General features: G+C 44.3%; 14 protein-coding genes. 6 read left to right on the forward strand and 8 right to left on the reverse strand.

The window, feature by feature from the left end; translation table 11 throughout:
* The first annotated feature begins 86 nt into the window (after positions 1–86).
* The 3 genes from BMX50_RS27635 (at position 87) to BMX50_RS27645 (ending at position 3106) form a co-directional block, all read left to right on the forward strand.
* Complete coding sequence (locus BMX50_RS27635; RefSeq protein WP_091163068.1) at positions 87–1019, forward strand: aspartate carbamoyltransferase catalytic subunit; 933 nt, start codon at positions 87–89, stop codon at positions 1017–1019.
* Between the two features lie 15 nt (positions 1020–1034).
* Positions 1035–1577: a hypothetical protein gene (locus BMX50_RS27640; protein WP_091218213.1), complete on the forward strand. Its 543-nt coding sequence runs from the start codon at positions 1035–1037 to the stop codon at positions 1575–1577.
* Between the two features lie 98 nt (positions 1578–1675).
* Entirely contained in the window at positions 1676–3106 is a 1431-nt protein-coding gene (locus tag BMX50_RS27645; RefSeq protein ID WP_091218218.1) for a serine hydrolase domain-containing protein, read from the forward strand.
* Positions 3107–3324: 218 nt separating this feature from the next.
* Here the strand turns inward: BMX50_RS27645 and BMX50_RS27650 are convergent, their stop codons facing one another.
* Genes BMX50_RS27650 through BMX50_RS27660 form a run of 3 tightly spaced genes read right to left on the reverse strand, consistent with a single transcriptional unit; the run spans position 3325 to position 9112 of the window.
* The gene (locus tag BMX50_RS27650) at positions 3325–4452 is read right to left on the reverse strand and encodes an efflux RND transporter periplasmic adaptor subunit (RefSeq protein WP_208864815.1); all 1128 of its coding nucleotides are present in this window, start codon (positions 4450–4452) and stop codon (positions 3325–3327) included.
* Positions 4445–7690, reverse strand: coding sequence for an efflux RND transporter permease subunit (locus BMX50_RS27655; RefSeq protein ID WP_091218227.1), 3246 nt, complete (start codon positions 7688–7690; stop codon positions 4445–4447). Before BMX50_RS27655 ends, BMX50_RS27650 begins: the two co-directional genes overlap by 8 nt.
* 18 nt (positions 7691–7708) lie before the next feature.
* On the reverse strand, positions 7709–9112 hold the full coding sequence (locus tag BMX50_RS27660; protein ID WP_091218356.1) for a TolC family protein: 1404 nt from the start codon (positions 9110–9112) through the stop codon (positions 7709–7711).
* Positions 9113–9201: 89 nt separating this feature from the next.
* Between BMX50_RS27660 and BMX50_RS27665 the strand changes: the two genes are divergently transcribed.
* Genes BMX50_RS27665 through BMX50_RS27675 form a run of 3 tightly spaced genes read left to right on the forward strand, consistent with a single transcriptional unit; the run spans position 9202 to position 11619 of the window.
* The gene (locus BMX50_RS27665) at positions 9202–10152 is read left to right on the forward strand and encodes a LysR family transcriptional regulator (protein WP_167668127.1); all 951 of its coding nucleotides are present in this window, start codon (positions 9202–9204) and stop codon (positions 10150–10152) included.
* Positions 10106–11356 (forward strand): family 8 glycosyl hydrolase, encoded by a 1251-nt coding sequence (locus BMX50_RS27670; RefSeq protein ID WP_091218236.1) that lies wholly within the window; start codon positions 10106–10108, stop codon positions 11354–11356. Before BMX50_RS27665 ends, BMX50_RS27670 begins: the two co-directional genes overlap by 47 nt.
* Positions 11357–11391: 35 nt before the next feature.
* Positions 11392–11619 (forward strand): hypothetical protein, encoded by a 228-nt coding sequence (locus BMX50_RS27675; RefSeq protein WP_091218239.1) that lies wholly within the window; start codon positions 11392–11394, stop codon positions 11617–11619.
* Between the two features lie 309 nt (positions 11620–11928).
* Here BMX50_RS27675 and BMX50_RS27685 read toward each other — a convergent pair whose 3' ends face one another.
* The 5 genes from BMX50_RS27685 to BMX50_RS27705 form a co-directional block, all read right to left on the reverse strand.
* Positions 11929–13239, reverse strand: coding sequence for a flavin monoamine oxidase family protein (locus tag BMX50_RS27685; protein ID WP_091218246.1), 1311 nt, complete (start codon positions 13237–13239; stop codon positions 11929–11931).
* Positions 13240–13793: 554 nt separating this feature from the next.
* The gene (locus tag BMX50_RS27690) at positions 13794–16583 is read right to left on the reverse strand and encodes a glycoside hydrolase family 2 protein (protein ID WP_091218250.1); all 2790 of its coding nucleotides are present in this window, start codon (positions 16581–16583) and stop codon (positions 13794–13796) included.
* Positions 16584–16971: 388 nt separating this feature from the next.
* A complete protein-coding gene (locus BMX50_RS27695; protein WP_091218254.1) occupies positions 16972–18528 on the reverse strand; it encodes an FG-GAP repeat domain-containing protein in 1557 nt (518 codons plus the stop codon).
* 18 nt (positions 18529–18546) lie between these two features.
* Positions 18547–20112, reverse strand: a complete 1566-nt coding sequence (locus BMX50_RS27700) for an FG-GAP repeat domain-containing protein (protein WP_091218258.1) — start codon at positions 20110–20112, stop codon at positions 18547–18549.
* Positions 20113–20127: 15 nt separating this feature from the next.
* Positions 20128–21450: a vanadium-dependent haloperoxidase gene (locus tag BMX50_RS27705; protein WP_091218263.1), complete on the reverse strand. Its 1323-nt coding sequence runs from the start codon at positions 21448–21450 to the stop codon at positions 20128–20130.
* Between the last annotated feature and the right edge of the window lie 8 nt (positions 21451–21458).

The raw sequence follows: 21458 nt of genomic DNA on the forward strand, positions 1-21458 counted from the left end.
CGGCTCCGCCTCAGTGCGATTGCTTCGTACCTCGCAATGACATGACTAATAACAAATAGAAATAATATAACAGGATCATTACCGACATGGCAGGACTGAGCACACGACACTTATTGGGTATAAAAGATTTGAACCGGGCAGATATTGAGCTGATATTTGAAACTGCCGATACTTTTAAATCTGTTTTAAACCGGCCGATCAAAAAAGTGCCGTCGTTGCGGGATGTTACTATTGCCAATATTTTCTTTGAAAATTCAACCCGTACCCGTTTATCATTTGAGCTGGCCGAAAAGAGACTTTCGGCCGATGTGATCAACTTTGCAGCTTCATCATCATCGGTAAGTAAAGGCGAAACGCTGATTGATACGGTAAACAACATCCTGGCTATGAAGGTTGATATGGTGGTAATGCGCCACCCTTATGCCGGCGCGGGCATCTTCCTGTCGAAACACGTAAAGGCACAGATCGTGAACGCGGGTGACGGCGCGCATGAACACCCTACCCAGGCTTTGCTTGACGCTTTTTCAATCCGCGAAAAATATGGCGACGTGGCAGGCAAAAAAGTGGTGATTGTGGGTGATATCCTCCACTCGCGCGTGGCGCTTTCAAACATCTTATGCCTTAAACAATTGGGAGCGGAAGTAATGGTTTGCGGACCAACTACGTTGATTCCTAAATATATCGGCTCATTGGGTGTAAAGGTTGAACATAACCTTATTAAAGCACTTAATTGGTGCGATGTAGCCAATATGCTCCGCATTCAGCTGGAACGTCAGGACATCAAGTATTTCCCTTCACTTAGGGAATACACCATGCTTTTCGGTCTTAACAAAACTATCCTCGATTCATTAGATAAAGAAATCACCGTTATGCACCCCGGCCCTATCAACCGCGGCGTGGAAATCACCAGCGATGTGGCCGACAGCAAACAATCCATCATTCTCGACCAGGTAGAAAACGGAGTTGCCGTACGTATGGCAGTGCTGTACCTGCTGGCCGGTCAAACACCAACCATATAACAGCATGTTTCAGGTATGAAATTTGATTTTAAAACATATCTGAAACATACTTATAAAACCCAGCTGGTTTATCTTGCTGTTATTGTCGCCTTGTATATTTACGACAATGGCAACCTTATTTTTCTTTTATTTTTCCCGTTTTCGTTTATACAGGGCTATTATCGCTATCAGTACAAACTAACCCAGGCCGAAAAGCTCAAAGCCAAAGGCCTCACCGAAGAAGATATTGAGAATATCAGCTTTGTAAAAAAATGGGAACATGCCCGCAAGCGTGGTATTTGGAACTATTGCATTATCGATGGTGGATTTATTGCCGGTTTAGCTTTATCTATTATAAGCAGTATGATCTGGTTTACGTTAAGCGGCAAAACCGACTTGCATACCCTCCTGGCCGAACCCGGCGATATGTTTGCTTTTATTGGTTATAATTATATAATTGGTGCAGGTATTGCCGTTATCATATTCCGTATGAAATGGAAATACAATGAAAAACGCTTTATACGCTTAACCGATCCTTTGGCCAATAACTACTTTGCCAAAGATTACCAGGATATATAAGTCAATTAATATTAAGTTTTAAGCCAAACCCAATCTTTCGACTTAAAACTTGTGACTAAAGACTAAACGATATTTCAATATAACACGAATTGCATTTCATGAAACTCAGGCTCTGTTTTATCCTACTTTTATTTATCCCGGGTGCCACCTTCGCCCAAAGCCATCAGCAGTTTAAAACCGATTCGGTATTTGTGCTGGTGAAAAAATTCTTCAACGCCAAACAGGCCGACTCCATTTATGCCTTAACAGGCCAAAACTTCAGGCATGCGGTAAGTGCAGGACAGTTCCGCAGCCTTAGCGAACAACAACTATTCCCATTAAATGAAATAAAGGGTTCAACGGTAATCAGCTTTGTTAATAATAAGGTGAGCACATATAAGCTGGTATTTCAGTCGGTAACATTACAACTACTTATGAGCCTTGACGCAGGTAATAAGATAGAACTCTTCCTGTTTCAGCCCTTTAAAGATGTTACTGCGGATAAAACAACACAGGTTCCCACATCCAATAAACTGCTCAATACGATGGATAAACAGGTGGATGAAATAGCCCGCTCTTACATTCAAAAAGCAAACACGGTTGGCTTAAGTATAGGTGTATTTAAAGACGGCCAGATCAGCATTTATAATTATGGTGAAACAGCCCGGGGCAACAAACAATTACCGACGGCGAGTACCCTATATGAAATCGGCTCCATCACCAAAACATTTACAGCCACCTTGCTGGCTTATTACGCCAATGAGGGTAAAGTAAAATTAACCGACCCGATAACCAAATACTTGCCCGATTCGGTAAAAAACAATGCCGCGTTAAACGCAGTAACCCTCCAAACCTTAAGCAATCATACATCCGGGTTGGCCCGGATCCCAGAAAACCTTCAGTTCGATTCGGCCAGTGCGGCTAATCCTTATAAAAGTTATAATAAGCGATTATTATACAGCTATTTGAAAACCTGCAAACTCAATAGTAAGCCGGGCGAGCAATATGCATATTCCAATTTAGGAGTAGGTTTATTAGGGACGATATTATCGCAGGTAAGCGGCAAAACATTTGATCAGATGGTGCAGGAAGTGATTTGCAGTCCGTTAGCGATGAAAAATACGGTACAACATTTAAGCGCTTTACAACTCTCCCACTTTACTAAAGTATACAGCCAGTACGGTGATGCAACAGTAGCCTGGGATTTTAACGCTCTTGCCGCTTGTGGGGCCCTACATTCAACAGTAAATGATCTGCTGATATATGCAAAGGCTAACATGACCAGTGGCGCTGATAAGCTATCAAAGGCCTTTGAACTCACCCATCAAATAACTTACAGCAAGGATGCCAAAATAGCCCTTGGCTGGCACATCATTTTGGTTGATGGCGTTGAATACATTTTTCACAATGGAGGCACTTACGGCAGCAGCAGCTTTTTAGCTTTTAATGCCGATAAAAAGCTGGCGGTGGTTGTATTATCCAATGCCGCTGAAAGCACGGACGCCGTGGGGACCGGGATTATAAAGAAGTTGCAGGCGGACGGAAAATAGCGTAAAATCATCTTAAATCATGTCATTGCGAGCGATAGCGTGGCAACCGCACGGACGCATAGCCGCTCTGCATAGCTACGAGATTGCTTCGTCGTTCCTCCTCGCAATGACATAGTTTTTATAAAAACAGAAGCCCGAAAGCTTTTCAGCTTTCGGGCTTCTGTTTTTTCCCTTCGCACTATCCATAACGTTGATTCAAATCAACGTATTTTCAATTATTAATATTTCAAAGTCGATCCGTTCCTGATTTCATCTGATGCTGCTTTTACAAGTTTGTCATCAGCTTTCAGGTCGCCACCGAAGATCTCGATGCTATCGCCATTGGTCAGGCCTTTTTTAACATCAACCCAAACAGCTTTGTGATCAACAACCTTAATTACAAAAACCTTTTCGGTTGAAGTTGCTACTGCCGATTTTGGCACCACAAAAGTGCTGTCACCAGCCGGCAGAGGTACGCTAACTTCGGCAAACATATGCGGGATCAGTTTTTTGCTTTTATTGTAAACGTCCATCTCCAGGCGTTCTGCACGTAACTTTTCGTCAAGCGCGCCGGCTATACGTTTTACCTGTGCGGTAAACTTTTCGCTTGGTAATGCCCTTACGGTAAAATTAACTTCGCTTTTGTTGCTTAGCGCGCCGGTATAAATTTCCGGTACAGATACCACTAAACGCATCCTGTTTTGATCCTGTACTGTAAACAACGGATCAGTTGTTTTGCCTCCCGGGCCAACATAGGCACCCAGGTTAACGTTACGACTGGTGATCACACCATCAAACGGAGCGCGGATCTCCAGGTAAGCCAAATTAGCCGATACTTCTTTCAAGCCAGATTTAGCAGCATCAACGTTAGCCAGATCGGCATTCTTTTTAGCTTCGGCCTGCTCCAAATCGTTTTGAGAAACGGTACCGGGAGTTTTACTTGTGCTAACCAATCTGTCGTAGGTAGCTTTGCTGGCAAAATAAATAGCCTCGTATTGTTTGATGCGTGATTGTGCCGCAGCCAATTGCGAGTTAATTTCAGGCGCTTCAAGCACAGCTAAAAGCTGCCCCTGGTGTACTTCCGAACCGATATCAACCAAAAGTTTTTTAACATAGCTGTTGGTTTTCGCATACAGATCAACCTGTTGGTAAGGGATCAGCTCGCCGGGAATAGTGATGGCGCTGCTTAACCTGCCTTTAGTTACCGGTACCAATTGTACGGTTGGGGTTTCAACAGCATCCTGCTGTTGTTCCTCTTCCTGCTGCTCCTTTTTCTCTTTATCATCTGAGTGGCAGGCGCTCAGGGAGCTTACTGCCATAGCTAAAACAGCAAGCAGTAATATTGATTTATTTTTTAGCTTATTCATGATGGTGCAAAGGGACATAAAATTTACTTTCTTTATCTTCAGGGTCTAATGAAACAGATTGGGTACTGGCATTGCCTTGTACCCAGGCAAAAACCAATGGTAATATCAACAGTGCTGCAAAGGTAGAAGCAATAAGGCCACCTATAACGGCGCGGCCCAATGGTGATGTTTGATCACCACCTTCACCTAAGCCCGATGCCATAGGGATCATACCTACAACCATCGCCAAACTGGTCATCAAAATAGGGCGTAAACGTAAGGCTACCGCTTCACGTGCTGCTTTCAGCGCATCGCCATTGTGCTTGCGAAGCTCTTCGGCGTTGGTGATCAACAATACCGCGTTTGATATAGATACACCCACCGACATGATCATACCCATATATGATTGCAGGTTAAGCGTAGCGCCTGTCATTTTAACCAGCAACAACGAACCAAACAATACCGCAGGTACCGTTGACAGTACTACGAATGATATTTTGAACGACTGGAAGTTAGCTGCCAGCATCAGGAATATCACCAATACCGCCACAACTAAACCGCCCTGTAAGCTATCAAGCGTAGCTATTAAGGTTTGGCTCAAACCATGCAATTCAACTGTTAAGCCGCGTGGAGGGGTGCCCAATTCATCAAGAGCTTTCTGCACATCGCGGGTGGCTGTGCCTAAGTCCTTTTTGTTGATGTTAGCTGTAACAGAAATTGTTGGTACAGCACCTACGTTATCGTCTTCACCAAAAGTGGTTCCTGTTTTAACGTCAGCAACGTCGCCAAGTACCGGGCGTGCCTGGTTTGCCAGTACCGGGATTTCTTTAACATCGTTCAGGCTGGCCATCTGATATTCCGGAACCTGCACCTGCACAAGGTAGCTTAAGTTCGATTTCTCATCTATCCAGTTATTCTTTTCAGTAAACCTTGATGATGATGTTGACGCTATCAGTGAACGTGATATATCGTTCAAACCTACACCTAATTGTGCCGCACGCTGCCTGTCGATATTGATATCGATAGTAGGATAGTTAAACGACTGTCCTATCTGCACATCGCGCAGGTATTTGATGCTTTTTAGTTTTTCAATGATCTTAAACGCGTACTCAACGTTTTGCTTTTTGTTTTTACCGGTAAGTGCAACCTCAATAGGTGTTGGCGAACCCTGGCTCAGAATCTTGTCCGTTAATTCAATCGGCTCAAACGATAATTTAATTTCCGGCAATTGTTTGGCCATCTGATACCTGAATTTTTCTTTCAGATCATCGAGATTAACCTTATAATCCTCTTTCAAACTCACCTGCATAACAGACTCCTGCGGACCCGCCATAAACAAGTATATAGGGTTGGTTGAGAATGATGACGGGTGCGAACCAACAAATGTTGATGTGATTTCAATATTCTTCTTGCCTACAATATCACCTAAAATACGTTGTGCTTTAACTGCAACAAGCTCGGTACGCTCCAAACGGGTACCGTCCGGTGCACGTAACCTTACCTGGAAAGTGCCGGAGTTTACCTTAGGTAACACGTCGCGACCAATAGTATTGAGCAGTAGTACTGCCAGGGCAATTGCAGCTACAGCATAAACAGATACAATCAGCGCACGTTTGGGCAGCATACGATCCATCAGGCGCATAAAGCTATCCCTGAATTTATCAAACTTGGTTGCTTTATGACCTTTGTGTTCAAGCACAGCCTTCATGGCTTTCTCTTTCTGCTCCCATGGCTCACCTTCATCTTCTAAGGCAAAACCATCTTTGTGGCTGTGATCTTCGTGTTTGTTGATCATGATCCAGTTGGCCATGATAGGTACAAAGGTTTGCGCCAGGAAGTAAGAAACAATCATAGAGAAACCGATAGCCAATGCCAGCGGCAGGAACAACGCTCCAGGAATACCGTTCATGGTAAAGGCTGGTGCAAACACCGCCAGGATACAGAACAGGATCAGTAATTTAGGGAAGGCGATCTCCTTACAGGCATCCCATATAGCTAAAGCCTTAGGTTTACCCATATCAAAGTGCTGGTGAATATTCTCGATAGTTACCGTCGATTCATCCACCAAAATACCGATAGCCAGCGACAGACCGCTCAGCGTCATGATATTGATGGTTTGATGCGCCAGCGACAGGAAGAAAATTGCCGAAATAACGCAGGTAGGGATAGTAAGGATCACGATAAGCGCGCCGCGTTTATCGCCCAAAAACAACAATACCATCAAACCTGTCAGTACCGCACCAATCGCCCCCTCTTCGGCCAAACTTTTCACCGCGTTGATTACGTAAACCGACTGGTCAAACACAAACGACAGTTTCACATCCTCCGGCAACAAAGCCTGGAAGCGGGGAAGCGCTTTTTTAAGGTTTTGTACCACATCCCATGTTGAAGCTGTGGCCGATTTGGTGATAGGCAGATAAACCGAACGTTTGCCGTTAATAAGCGCGTAACCGTTGGTGATATCGGCACCATCTTCAATGGTAGCCACATCTTTCATAAACACGGTTTGAATACCGTTTTTATATAGCGGAATATCGCCAAAATCCTGAACCTTCTTAATGGTAGTATTAGCCGGCGACAGGTAGTTATAATCCCCTATACGCACGTTACCTGCAGGCGTATTCTGGTTATTCTCGCGCAGGGCAGCCACAACCTGATCGGGGGTTAAGTTATGCGAGCGTAACAGGTTAGGGTCGGCTTTGATCAGGATGGTACGTTGGTTACCGCCAAAAGGTGCCGGAGCAACAAGGCCCGGAATTGAGGTAAATGATGAACGTACGTAAACCAAAGCATAATCGAGCAACTCGTTATTGCTTCGGGTAGCGCTGCTCAACACCAGCTGACCAACCGGCAGCGTTGAGGCATCAAAGCGCAAAATAAAGGGCGGCTGCGACCCCTGCGGGAAGCTGGCCTGGGCCCGGTTGGTATAACTCGTGACCTCCGCCGCGGCCTGGGCCATGTTGGTGCCCTCGTAAAAAGTAACTTTAATTAACGTTAAGCCCTGTATATTTTTCGTTTCGATACTTTTTACGCCCGATACGAAAAGCAACAGGTTAACATATTGCTTACCAAAGTAAGCTTCCATTTGGTTTGGGGTGAAACCGCCGTATGGGTGCGATACATATATAACCGGCAGGTTAAGATCGGGAAATATATCGATCTTGATAGTCCGCACCGCATTTATACCGAAGAAGAACAGCCCGGCCACTATAACCAATATGGTAATTGGTTTTTGCAGCGCCCCTTTTATCATTCCCATTGTATATGTGTGTAACTGTTAAAAATTATTGATGAATAACCCAAAATCGCCGGTGGCAGCTGATTTGAACAGCAATGCCTGCCATACATTGTTAAGGGCTATGTATTTGTCAACCTCGGCCCGGTTAAGGGTATAAAGCGCCTGTGTAAAATCAACTATGTTTGATAGTCCGTTTTTATACAGTGTATATTTTTGAATGTAAGCGTTGTTGGCGGCCGAAACTTCAACCGGTACTTCGTTTACATTTTTAAGAGCATTGCCTATGCGTGTTTCGGCCAGGGTGCGCTGTGCTTCCAGTTGTTTATCAACCAGTTCGTAGTCGTTTTTCAATTGCTCTGATGTGAACTTTTGCGATTGAACCTGGTAGTGGGTCCTGAAAACGCTGGTAAAGTTCCAAACCATGCCAATACCAAACAGGTAGTTATAACGGGTTGGGTCAACACCTGCGCCGTAACTGCTGGTATAACTTGATTGATCAACACCATAGTCTGACTTAAAACCAGATCCCCTGCCCTGGTAAACACCAAACAAACTAAAGGTAGGCAAGGCAAAGGTGCGAAGGTATTTAGCCTGCTGATCGCTCACATTCACCCTGTTTTGATAAAACTTTAAAGTAGGGTGATCTGTAGCAGCAACAGCGCTCAATGCCTCCAGGTTGGTTGGCTGCTTGGTAATGAAAGCACTATCCAGCTGAAACTCCTGTGCCGGAATACCTAAGTAAATAGAAAGCTGATTGCTTTGGTCTTGCACAGTTTGCTGTGAGTTGGTTAATGCAATCTTAGCATTAGATACTTCGGCGTTGGCCAGTGATGAATCCACTCCCGGGTTTAAACCGTTCTTAACACGGGCAACCACTACCTTTTGTAAGTCCATTGCACGGTTAAGGTTATCCTGCTGTGCTTTGGCAAGTTGCTGGGCCGCAAGGAGGTTTAAGTAAGTAGCGGCAACACGTACCTGGTGCTGAAATTGCTCCTGTGCAAGATCAGTTTCGTCGCGCGATACGATGGTTTTCTGTACGCCGATCCTTTGCTTTGATCTGCCGAAGGCGAAAAAGTCCCAGCTAACGTTGGTTAAATACAGAGCGCCAAAAGCGGCGTTCCAGTTCTGTTTGGCCAAAGCTGGCCCCGATGAGGATACCGACAGGCCCCGGTAACCATACGATGGTCCGTTTTGGCCGTTCACTGTGCCGTAGTCCTGCTGCGCGGAGAAATTTACGTCCGGCAGGTACTCCGTTTTTGTTTCTTTGAGGTATGCCTTAGAGGCGTTAAGCTGGTTTGCCTTCGACTTGATGGAAGCATAGTTAGCAAGGGCCATTTGTTCAGCATCCTTAATGGAAAGGACTTTTTGCTGAGCTTGCGCGTGTAAGACATATGAAACACTCAAAAAAAACAGGAGTAATTTTTTTGAATTTGTGTTTAACATGAGGTGTATTTTATACACAGCAAATGTATACCTATATGATTCATGAAAAAAATGAATTAATTTTGTGTAAATCATTAGCAAAACTAATAATGAATATTGCATTACATCATTTCAGGTTAGTTGATACCATTTCAAAAGAGGGCTCACTGACCAAAGCAGCAAGCGCTTTACACCTAACTCAATCGGCCCTGAGCCACCAGTTAAAAGAGCTGGAGAAGGAGCTGGATATTGAGGTGTTCCATCGCCAGGGAAAGAAGCTTCAGCTTACCGAAGTGGGCTATCGTTTCCTACGAAGTTCGGAAAAAATATTGGCCGAAATACGTACTCTTGAAGAAGATATTAACAACTATAAAAATGGCAAAACCGGCAAGCTCAATATCAGTATGCAATGCTACACCGCATACCACTGGCTGCCCGGCGTAATTAAGGATTTTAAGAGCCAATGGCCTGATATTAACATAAATATAGTTTCGGATGCAAGCCGCAGGCCGCTCGAATACCTGATGCGCGGCGACCTTGATCTGGGCATTGTGCGCACTCAAATGGTGAACACACAAATCGTTTACGAACCCATTTTTGAAGACCGCCTGATAGCCATTTTACCGGCCGATCATCCACTGGCAAAAAAGGCTGTTATTGACATCTGCGACTTCCAGGATCAGGAGCTGATTCTGGCCCTTTATGACCCCTCTTACCAGGAGACCCCGATCATCGAAACCCTCATCCAGGAGCAGCATGTAAAGCCCAAAACATTGAGCCGGATTCACTACACAGATGCTACTATTGAGATGGTAAATGCAGGCCTCGGAATTAGCGTTATGGCCGACTGGATTGTGAAGCCATACCTACCCGGTAAACACATTGTTACAAAACCATTGCACCATAGTATAGCAAAACGTACCTGGTACGCCGCTACCTGTAAGGATACGCCGGCAATTCAGAACTTTTTGAGCTGCCTCAAGAACCATTTTTGCAAAACCGAGATGCTGTGTAATGAATTTGACGACGTTGCCGCTTACCCCGAACTACGTGCGATATAGCCTGATGCTATTTTCGATATTTGTCCTGAACGGCCTTCATGCACAGGTTGCATTAAGGCCGTTTCCGCAACATAGCAGGTATACGGCTGGTACTATTAGGCCTAACCACCTAAATCAGCAACAACTGGATAAACAAGTAACTACTTTCTACGACCAGTGGAAACGCCGTTACATAAAACCAGGTTGCGATAAAGACCAGTTTTACGTTTGGTTTGAAAAGCCTGGTAAAGAGTGTGTATCCGAAGGGCAAGGCTACGGCATGGTGATTACCGCACTGATGGCGGGTTATGATAAGCAGGCAAAAACCGTTTATGATGGCTTGTATAACTATTATAAAGCTCATCCGGCCAAAGCATCCCCTTATTTAATGGCCTGGGCCCAGCTAAAAAACTGCAAAAACCACGACAAGGATGCTGCTACCGACGGTGATATGGATATAGCATACTCTCTACTGTTAGCTGATAAGCAATGGGGAAGCAAAGGCCATATCAACTATCTGCAGGAAGCTAAAAACGCAATGGCGGCTATTATGCGCTATGAAATCAACCCTAAAACATATTCTGTTTTACTGAGCGATGGCAGCGATGGAGATAGCGAAGATTATTATGACATGCGCGCTTCTGACTTTATGCCTGCCAACTTTAAAGCATTTGAAGGCGCATCAAAAACCGGCAAATGGCAAAAAGCTATTGATAACAACTACCGGTTATTTAGTTATATGCAGAAAACTTACAGTCCGGATGCCGGCTTGGTTCCCGACTTTATAAGAGGTATAAACGCCCAAGCCAGGCCTGCGCAGGCTAATTACATGGAATCAAAGTATGATAGCTACTATAACTACAATGCATGTCGCGTTCCATGGCGCATAGCTACTGATTATTTACTATATGGCGATAAGCGCGCAAAAGCTTTTGTAACCCCGATAAACAGATGGATCAGGCAAACTACCGATGGCAACCCTGATAATATTTCGGCGGGGTATACGCTTGAAGGGAATGATATTAAAGGACGATATTTTGAAGCGCTGAGCTTTATAGCGCCATTCGTTGTATCAGCAACGGTTGATCAAAGCAATCAGCAATGGCTTAACAAAGTTTGGGATTACCTAATTGCCTTTAAACTGAAGGACTACGATTATTACGATAATACCATCAAAATGCTGGATATGATCATAGTGAGCGGGAATTATTGGAAGGTGGAATAAATTGATACAGACGAATAAATTAGTTAAATTTGATTATGCTTACAGTTCAAGTCAAATTATCCGTAGAAGACATTATCAATTCATTACCCGATTTGAATGCTAATGAAGTTGATAAACTTCAGAATGCTATTGCTGTATTGAAAAACGAAGAAGCATTACAACAGGCGATTAACGAGGGCTTAGAAGATATAAAACATGGCAGGGTAACTCCGCACGACGTGGTAATGCAGGAAATTAAAGCGAGATATAATTACAAGGCGTGAATTTCATGGTTTTGTGGTCAGACAAGGCCAAATCAACTTATCTCGAAGTAATTGAATATCTGGAATATAAATGGACAGAAAAAGAAATTAATGCGTTCATTTCCAGAACTGACGGCGTAATCATTAAAATAAGCAATAATCCTTTTCTATTTCAACAGCATAAAAACGATACCTTAATCAGGCAAGCTGTACTACATGAAAATGTTTCACTCATATACCAAATTTCAGAAGATCAAAAATTAATTAACCTAATTACATTTTGGGATAACAGACAGAACCCAACTAAACTAAAAGTAAAATAACGCTGTCCTACTCATACCCCAATAACATTTCAGCAGCCCTCAACCCACTGGTAAGTGCTGCTTCAACAGTTCCCATAGCTGTACCTTCATACAGGTATTCGCCAGCGAAAAACAGGGTATCACTGATTGGATGACTTAAGATCTTCCTTGCCCCGGCAGTTTCAACGGTATCATAACTATATGACCCACGTGCGAATGGATCTACTGTCCAGTTGATTACATTCCAGGTGAGGAGTTTTTCTTTAAGGTTCACGATGTCTATCTTAAAAATATTGGAGATGGAGCCAAGTGCTTCTATCAGAACATCTTCGTCGGTGGTATTTAAACGTGCTGCTGCTGGCGGACCACCGAGCCAACCGGTAAGCAGCGGGCGATGTACAGGCATCTGAGTCCACCAAACAGGGATAGCTTCTTTTGAAAACAGGAAACCCATGTCTTCCAAATCGGCCCCAGTCATTTGCCGCGTTTCATCATTGTACCAAAACGCATCGTCAAACTCCAACAACACTTTAATTACGGCGCCAAAGCCGAGCGACTTTAAGGCATTTATATAATAGTCAACCGGAGGATCAAAACTCAATGTACCTTTTAATCCGGCTTCTGCCTGCAAGATGCCAAGCGGTACGGCAATCAGCAATTGCGTTGCCTGATAGGTTATTCCGATGTCCGTGCTCACCGTAACATGGTGCTTTCCCCAATCAATATCTTTTACAACGGCATTAAGGTAGATATGCCCGCCCGCCTGTTTAAATTCATTTGCCAGGTAGCTGATCAGCATGCAATAACCACCTTCTATGCGATATTGAGCATCCTCATGCTCGTTCTGCCATTCTTTACGGATTGAAAAAGCGCTCGCCTTTTTAGGATCGGCATTATCATAGCCCGACACGTACGCCCTTACCGACTCCCGGAGACCGTCATACTGTTCCCCCGAAAATTCCTGCTGCATAAATGCTTCCATACTCATGTCTTGTTTCAGTTGCATAATTCGCTCCAGAAACTCATCCCAATGCTCAATAACATGCCCTTCTGCTATAAACTTTCCATCATCATACCTCCACATGGAAGCAGAAGCCGGAGTGTATTTAATGCCCGCCTCGTTAAGCAAACCTTGGGTAACAGGTAAATCGCCATGAATAAATTCGGCACCCAGTTCGGCTGGCTCAAGGGATGTGCCATGCTCCAGCGTATGAATACGGCCTCCAAGCCGGTTACGCCCTTCAAGCAGTACAACATTTTTACCTGCTTTGGCAAGCGTACGGGCGGCCATTAAACCTGCTGCCCCTCCACCTATGATAATTACATCTGTATTTTCCATATGCAAAATGTGTAGGGCAAGATAAGCAGATTTTTAAAGCTGAACCTGTATTGCAGGTCATTCTTAAACAAAATTTAACTTTAAAAATGGTTAGGCACAAGCCACCCCATTCAGAATCAACCACACAAGACTTGCACCAAGTGAGAGAAATTACGCAAAGATGGCCTGTCACCCTGAGTGTTTAAATCCAGGGCCTCTGAAGGTGAAATGACATCCAGTAAAGAGGGCTGTCACCCTGAGCTTGTCGAAGGGTCGTGCGCAAAGGCCCTGCCCGCTATGCTTCGATAAGCTCAGCATGACACCCATTTTTTAGTCATGTCATGGGTAGCCTGTCGAAGGGTCGCGCGCAGAGGCCTACCCACCATGCTTCGACAGGCTCAGCATGACACCCATTTTTAATAATGTCATGGGTAGCGACAGCGAAGCATCTTCTTTGGTGCTCTAAGCAAATATTCAGGGTAAAGAAGATGCTTCGCTATCGCTCACACGAGAAACAGGGACGAACAAAAAAAGCCGGGCAAAATGCCCGGCCTTCATTGTTACATATTTGAAATCTATTGCAATGCTATCACCTGCTTATCCAAATTCCAGCCTTCAAGCAATACTGTTGGTTTTACAGTGCCTAATTTGGCTACCGGGGCACTTACCGATACCCTGATGCTTTCATGTGGCGCCAGGCTAAAATAATTGCCTGTCCAGTAGCTTGGCATCACTTCCTCACCATTTTTCATCAATTGCGGGCGGACAAAGAATGCCAATTGATTGGAATTATTGGTAAACTGCATAGTCCATTTGTTTTCGCTTACTCCTTTTTCAGCTTTGATCACCTTGCCCTGCACCTGTGCTTGTTTCATATCGTTTAGAGACGTAAAGTCATCAGTAGCCGATAACCAGTATACGTTATGTGATACCGTTTTGCCTGTCGCATTAGTCAGGTTCAGCACCACGAAACTTACACCTTTGGTAGCGGCAAGTGCATCTTTGAGCTGGATCACTTCCTTAACCCCAGTTTGCGCTAATCCTACATTGCCAACTTTTTCCGATTTGATCAGCTTGCTGTTAATATCATAAATATCGGCCGTTGCAGTTAAGCTGCCGGTTGCATGGTGCGTACGGTTGATGATCGCTATTGACGAATTATCATAATTATACTGAATATGAATAGGTTCGCAAGCATTTTGCATGGTGTAGTAGCCTGCATTAGGTTCCAGGTACCAATCGTAGATCTGCCATATTACACTTGGCAACGCCGCATTCAACTTCCAGAGCATTACGCCACCGGTTTCGTTCAGTTTATGACCATCAGCTTCAAAAATGCCCTGGTACCCTACAGCGTTCATAAGCTGCATCTTGTCCGAAAAGTTAATAATGCTGCTTGGCTTGCCATACCTTTTTGCCATTTCCTCATAGTATTTATCATACTTGCCTGCCCCTGTAGCTGCGTCATGGTAGCCCCATGAATTGTTGAGCGGGAACGGCAAATTGGTATCCCAAACCAAATTAGGAATGATTTTTGGCAGGGTTGTATAAGGCGGCTGCGACGGTAAGCCTGTTTCGTCTTTAAATACCCAATCTTTAGCTGCATCCGCCAGTTTATAATATTCTTTAGGATCTTTCCAATCATACGGGCCGCCGCTATAAACGCCTGATGGCATATCATCAGGCCACGAGCCTTTCCAACCGGCAGGCAGTTTGGCAAAACCCGATGAGCTTGGGATGAAAGGACGTGTTCCATCTAAAGTGATGATATCATTGCGCATTACGTCATATAACTCTTTACGGGCATGCCCCTCGTTACCACCTGTCCATACCAATAGGCTTGGGTGGTTGCGGATGCGATAGATGGTACTTTCTACGTTTTTAATGAACACGTTACCTTCTAACGGCCAATCCGGCGAACCTTTAAATTCGCCCTGGGTATCGCCGGTGATCCAAAAGTCTGACCATATCATCTGGCCATATTTATCCGCGGCATTCCAGAAAGCATCCGGCTCGGTAACGCCGCCGCCCCAAATACGCACCAGGTTTACGTTAGCGTTACGGCAAAGGTGCATCTCATAATCATAACGGGCCGAATCGCGGTTTACCATCATATCCGGTACCCAGGCACCGCCTACCAAATGCACTTCCTTACCATTTACATAAAACTTACGGCGCACAAAACCATTGGCTGTAGTTTCGGCTTTTGAAGCCACCTTACGGATCCCAAATACAAAAGTGGTATCATCGCTTATCGTAGTACCTTCAGCATATTGCAGGCGAATACGGTACAGATTTGCTTTACCATAACCATTAGGCCACCATAATTTAGGCTGATGGATGATCAGCTGGCTAATCTTATCGGCATTTAACTCAACACCTTTTTCCGAACCGCCAGGTACAACCACAGGCTGACTAAACTGTACAGGCGCACCAACAAAGTTTTCGGGCTTGATGCTAACAGTTAGCTTACCGCCATGCGTTGCCGTGGTATTGTTGGTTAGCGTTAAGTTTAATGAAAGTTTAGCTATACCTGTGTCGGGCAGGTTTGGCAAATCAGTAACCAGTTTTGGTCTGCCGATAGTTACCGCACCACTTGTGCGCAGAAAAACAGGCTGCCAGATACCCATATTACGGTCGCGCACCGGCGGGATCCAGTCCCAGCCCGATGAACAAAGCATGGTAACGTTTTTCCCGATATCACCTGTAGGGCCGCCATTTTCGTAAAACGGACCAAGGGCCTTCAACTGTTCCTTTGCGGGATAGCCCGGGTAATCAAGCGGGTAAATTTTTACGGCAAGTGCATTTTCAACACCAGGCTTAACAGCATCACTTACATCCAGGTTATGTTCGGCAAACATACCGGCCATTTGGGTACTATCGGCAATCTGCTTACCGTTAAGCCATACGGCCGCCCGGTAGTTGATGCCCTTAAATATCAATTGGAAACGGCGGCCTTTATCTGCGGCCGGCACTTTAAAAGTAGTGCGGTACCAATATGGCTTTTTCCATGGATTGGGATCGTTAGGTAAATGGCTGTATTGCTCCAGGTTATATTCTTTATTAAACTGGTCGGAGGCATCGGGGATCAACATATTATTAAGGCCCTGATATGGGTCGGGATAAATGTGATTAGCCACCAGTCCGGTAAGTACCGTAGAGGGTACTTTTACAGGGAACCAATATACCGGCGAGTGGTATTGTGTACTGGAAAGTTCGATGCCTGTTGCACTTACCAACGCCGATGATTGCAGATCGAAATTGCTTAATTTAACTTGTTTTACAACTCCTGACTGTGCCGATACAAAACCGGGCAAAATACAGGCAGCCATAACACTTAAAGCTGAGCGGATACTTTTGTTCATTTAGTATATCAATAAATAAGTATGGTAAAACTACTTAACATACAGCCAGATACAGCTGTACTTATTTATCAATTTGTTGTACAAATGATACGTTTTGAGGCTTTAGTAAAACAATTTACCGGTTTGCTATCACATCTCCCCGTCCTCATAAAAAGTTTAGCGGCAATATTGCGTTAAAAACGCAAACCCGGGTTAAGCGCTTGTTACAAACGAGCGCAAGAAAGCAAAAACTAATGTTATCAAATAAAAATCATGCCATTGCGAGCGTAGCGCGGCAATCGCACGGAAGCATGGCCGCTCTGTATAGCATGCGATTGCCACGTCGCACCCAGGCTCACTCCCGATTTGCTCCTCGCAATGACAACTTTTATTAAACTTTCACGAAATCCTACTTCCGAATAGTTTTATTCTGGAGCACAATGATAGGCTCGTACATGTCCCAATTGGGTTTATAGTCCTTTTGGTTCATGAGCCCCTGTGCTCCTACCGAAAAATTGCCCAAAACAATATCGGTATCGCCATCGCCGTCAATATCACCGGCATCCATCGAAATCCAGCGGCCTAATAAATTAATAGGGACTTCGTGGACTTTAAACTTGCCCGGGCTAACCTGTTCATGATAGGTGAACCCTTCGGTGGGATGGTATTTATAATCGGGAAAGAAAGCCATCACAGCCAGGTCAAAATCACCATCTTTATCAAAGTCAGCAGCTATGGCTTTGGAGCAGCCATTGATGTGGTAAAAATAGGTTTGTTTAAATTTCCAATTACCCTGGTTGGTAAATATATAAACCCCATGATAGGGTTTAAATATGGGCGAATAATCGTTATTATCACCGCACGTGTAAACAATATCAAGTTTGCCGTCGTGATTAATGTCAACTAACTGAAAGCTACTCGAACCATAAACAGAAGGGAAATGCATGATATTTTGGGTAGTAAAACCTCCCTGTTTATCATTTAAAAACAGCCAGATCCCTTCATCGGCCTGGGCAAACAGGCAGGCAATATCGGGCCAGCCATCGCCATTAAAATCGCCGGTATAAACTACTTCAGGGCCGGGAATTGCCCGAATGATCTTTCTTTTAAAGATGTGGTTAGCCTGCTGCTGCAACAGGAACAAGCCGCCCCGGTCATGACCAAAACCGCAACTTACATAATCCATCAGGCCATCTTTGTTAAAATCAGCTGCTGCGCTTTTAACCGGACGGGGCAGGCTATCGGCCATTAAAACAGTATCGTTTGATTTCTTATCGAGATTAATGAGTGTCAATGACCCTTTAAGCGCGTCATTAGGCGGGAGTATCCCAATACAAGTAATTACGGCACTGTTAGGTTCCGTTGCCGATTGATAAAACACGACATCGGTTATGGGCGAATGAAACTTTTTGATCAGCGTAGCTGTAAGGTCGCTATTCCAGCGGTAAAGCTTATTACCTGCATCTCCTGTGTAAAAGTGCTGATCAACAGGATTAAACTTAACCATGGTGGTCATGGCCTCTCCCGATTTTGTATCAACGATCGCAGGCCGTTTCACCGAAAATATAGCCGAATCGAGCACAGCATCAGGCTTGGGAATTTTTAACTTTTTAGGCGAGGCGTACCTGTAATAAACAACAATCTTTGTCCAGTCGGCAAGGGACAGCGTAGCCCTTGGCCCGGCTACATACTGATCCATAAATGGGCGCATACCCAGTTTTGCACCCATAGCCGGCAAAATATATTTATCCCAGGTGGCACTATCCAGTAAAGATGCATCAGGCGGTTCATGGCAGCTTCCGCAATGTTTGATGGCCGTTTTTTTTGCATCGGCCAAAAGCTCTTCGTCGGTCGGTTCGTTATCGCCGCAACTTTTCCATACTATTACCACAATCACAACAACCAGTGCTGTTACCAACAACAATATATTACGTCTTTTTACCTTCACCCCTCCTGCTTTCCTCATTTACAATTTGGTATAGCTTTATTTTTTAGTATGATTTTCCAATACTATCAGCGGCAGGTGCTGATCCCAATTAGGTTTAAAACCGTCCTGGAACATAAAACCATCAGCATAATTACCTAATACCAGATCAGGTTTACCATCCTTGTTCAGATCGGTCATTTCCATGCACATCCAGTGACCAAGCTGGCTTATTGGCAGAGTATGAGGCTTAAATTCAAAAGGCTTATCCTGTTCAAAATAAATAAACTCTTCGGCAGGCGTGTTTTTCATATCGGCGAAGAAAGCTATCGTTGCAATATCAATATCGCCATCACCATCAAAATCGGCCGCAATGGCTTTTGTACAGCCGTTTATTGGGTAAAACCAGCGTTGTTTAAAGTTCCAGTCGCCTGTGTTGGTAAAAATATATAAACCGTGATATGGTTTCAGGATCCGTGAATCGCGGTAGTTATAGCCGCAGGTTAGTACCAGATCAAGCTTGCCGTCGTGATCCATATCAACAAGTTGAAAGCTGCTTGAACCATAAACCGGCGGCAAATGCAGCAGGTTCTTCAAGGTAAAACCTCCCTTTTGGTTATTCAGCAATAACCAAAGCCCTTCATCGCCACTACCGGTTAACAGCATTACATCTGTCCATCCATCATTATTAAAATCGCCGGCTAAAGCTTGTGCAGCACCCGGCTTATCATAAATAGTTTGCTGCTCATAAGTATGGTCTTTATTTTGTTTAAGCAGATAAACCCCGCCTTTAAACTTACCCTGCCCGCAAACTACAACATCCTGTAAACCATCTTTATTAAAATCGCCGGTTACGGTACCTACTGGGCGGGGCAAATCAGATGCTATATAAGTTTGATCGTTGTTAACATGCTGTGCATCAAGGTTCACCTTAACTACCTTGCCATTCGGAAAATCAATTGGCGCCATGCGGCCGATACAGGAGAAAAAGCCCACATTGTTGCCAACACTATCCTTACCAAAACTAACCCCAACTGCTGCTGAGGGCAGTTTTGCCAGCGAGTCCATTTTTAAATTACTATCCCAGGTATTCAATTTTTCATCTACCGCGTCGGCACTGTACATATGCCCTGTAGCAGCATTGGTGGCCAGCATAGTGGTAAAAGCAACGTAACTTACCGGCGCAGGTTTTTTAAGTGTAAAACCAGCCCAATCATTTATTAGCGGGATAGGCTTTTTAGCGGGTAATAGAGTATCGGGTGCTGCTTTTTTATAATACGCTAATATGGCTGTCCACTCGGCAATGGTAGCACCGGTGGTATCCAACGGGTTGTTTTTATAGTACGACGAGCCCCCATATGTTGAAATATGCAGTTGCGGAGCCATATTAACCAGTGTGTGGTTAAGCCACACATCTTTGGGCAGCGCATCAACCGGCACTAACGAATGGCAGCGGGTACATTTTAATTGTACCAGGTTTTTACCGTCGACTACAACATCGCCGGTAAATTTGTAAGGTTGATATGCCGGCTTACGCTTGCAGCTATTTATAAGCGTTAAACCGGCCAATATTGCAGAAAATGAAAAAAGGTATGATATGGTTAATAAGCTTTTTTTAAAATTCATAAAATAGCTCAGCCCTTAATTTTTAAGTTTTAATTTTTTCCAGATGTATTCGCCTACCTGTTTACCTTGTACGGCACCCTGATCAACACTGTTGCGGAAGTGGATACCGCCGTAAAACCTGCTTATTGAAGTTTCGTCGGCAGCTTTCAAAAATGAGTCGAAATGGCGCTGCATACCTATATAACGCAGATCACTGGTATCCTGGTAGGCAAAGTTATCGCCAAATAAATGCGTAAGCACCACGGCTGATGCACCGCTGATATCGCTATGCCCACTTGGGTATTCGGGGAATGGCGGCGTTTGCAGCATTGGCAGCCAGTCGTGATCAATTTTATCGTTGATGATGGTTACCGGCCTTATATAATTAGTTTCATATTTAACCTGCCAACCGCAAATAAAAGCATCAAACAAAGCAATTGAAGTAAGCGCATAGGCCTGAGCAGTTTTTACTACATCAGCATGGGTCTGCTTGCAGGCTATTGCGGTGATGCCTATCCAGTGCCCTCCGGGAGTGATCTTTTTATTGGCAAACATCATGTGGCCATTATGCTCAATAACAAAAGGATTATCGTCCCAAAACTTTGCAATAGTTTTTTGCTCTGGCGTAATGTTTTTGCTTTGGTTATACACCTCCATTGTTTGCTTAAAATACTCACTGTTTTTATCCTCGCTAAAAGCGGGTGGCGGAGGCAAAGGAAACATGGTTGAAGTGTCAACAGCAAAAGTATGCATAGTACCCCAGCAAAACTCAACACCATCCAGGTAATCGGGAGGAGTGGGATGCCAGTTACCCGGATTGTCATTGCCCAAAAACCTTGGCTTACCACGGGTTTGGGGGTAATTATCAACCGCGGCCCTTTTTAATATGTACTTCCCTATCTTTTCGCCAAATGCCATTGAACGGGCATAGGTTGAATCGTCCAGATTATCTTTATACATGGCGTAAACCTTGGCCTCGTATTTTTTGAGCGAATCGATAGAAAAGGTAACCTTATGGGCAACAGCAAAGAATGCAGATGTAGCCGCAAGTGTGTAATTATATTTTACCCCTGCCTTTGGTTCGGGAGGTTTGCCAAAGCCCCGTAACTGAGCTGTAATTGAATTATAACCCGGGCTCGAATAACGTATAGCTTCATAAGCCGCCAGCGAAGTATATCCATAGATACGACTTGATACAGGAGGGCTGAATACATCATAAATAATAACCTGTGTAAGCTGATCAATGTTGTTATGGATAACATCGGCGTCTTTAATCAGGCTTATCTTTTTGGGCTTACTTCCGCAGCCTAAAATAAGGGCACAACCTGCAACGGCTATAAATAACTTAAAGCATCTCATTTATAATA

The sequence above is a fragment of the Mucilaginibacter gossypiicola genome, assembly GCF_900110105.1.
GTDB classification, from domain to species: Bacteria; Bacteroidota; Bacteroidia; order Sphingobacteriales; family Sphingobacteriaceae; genus Mucilaginibacter; species Mucilaginibacter gossypiicola.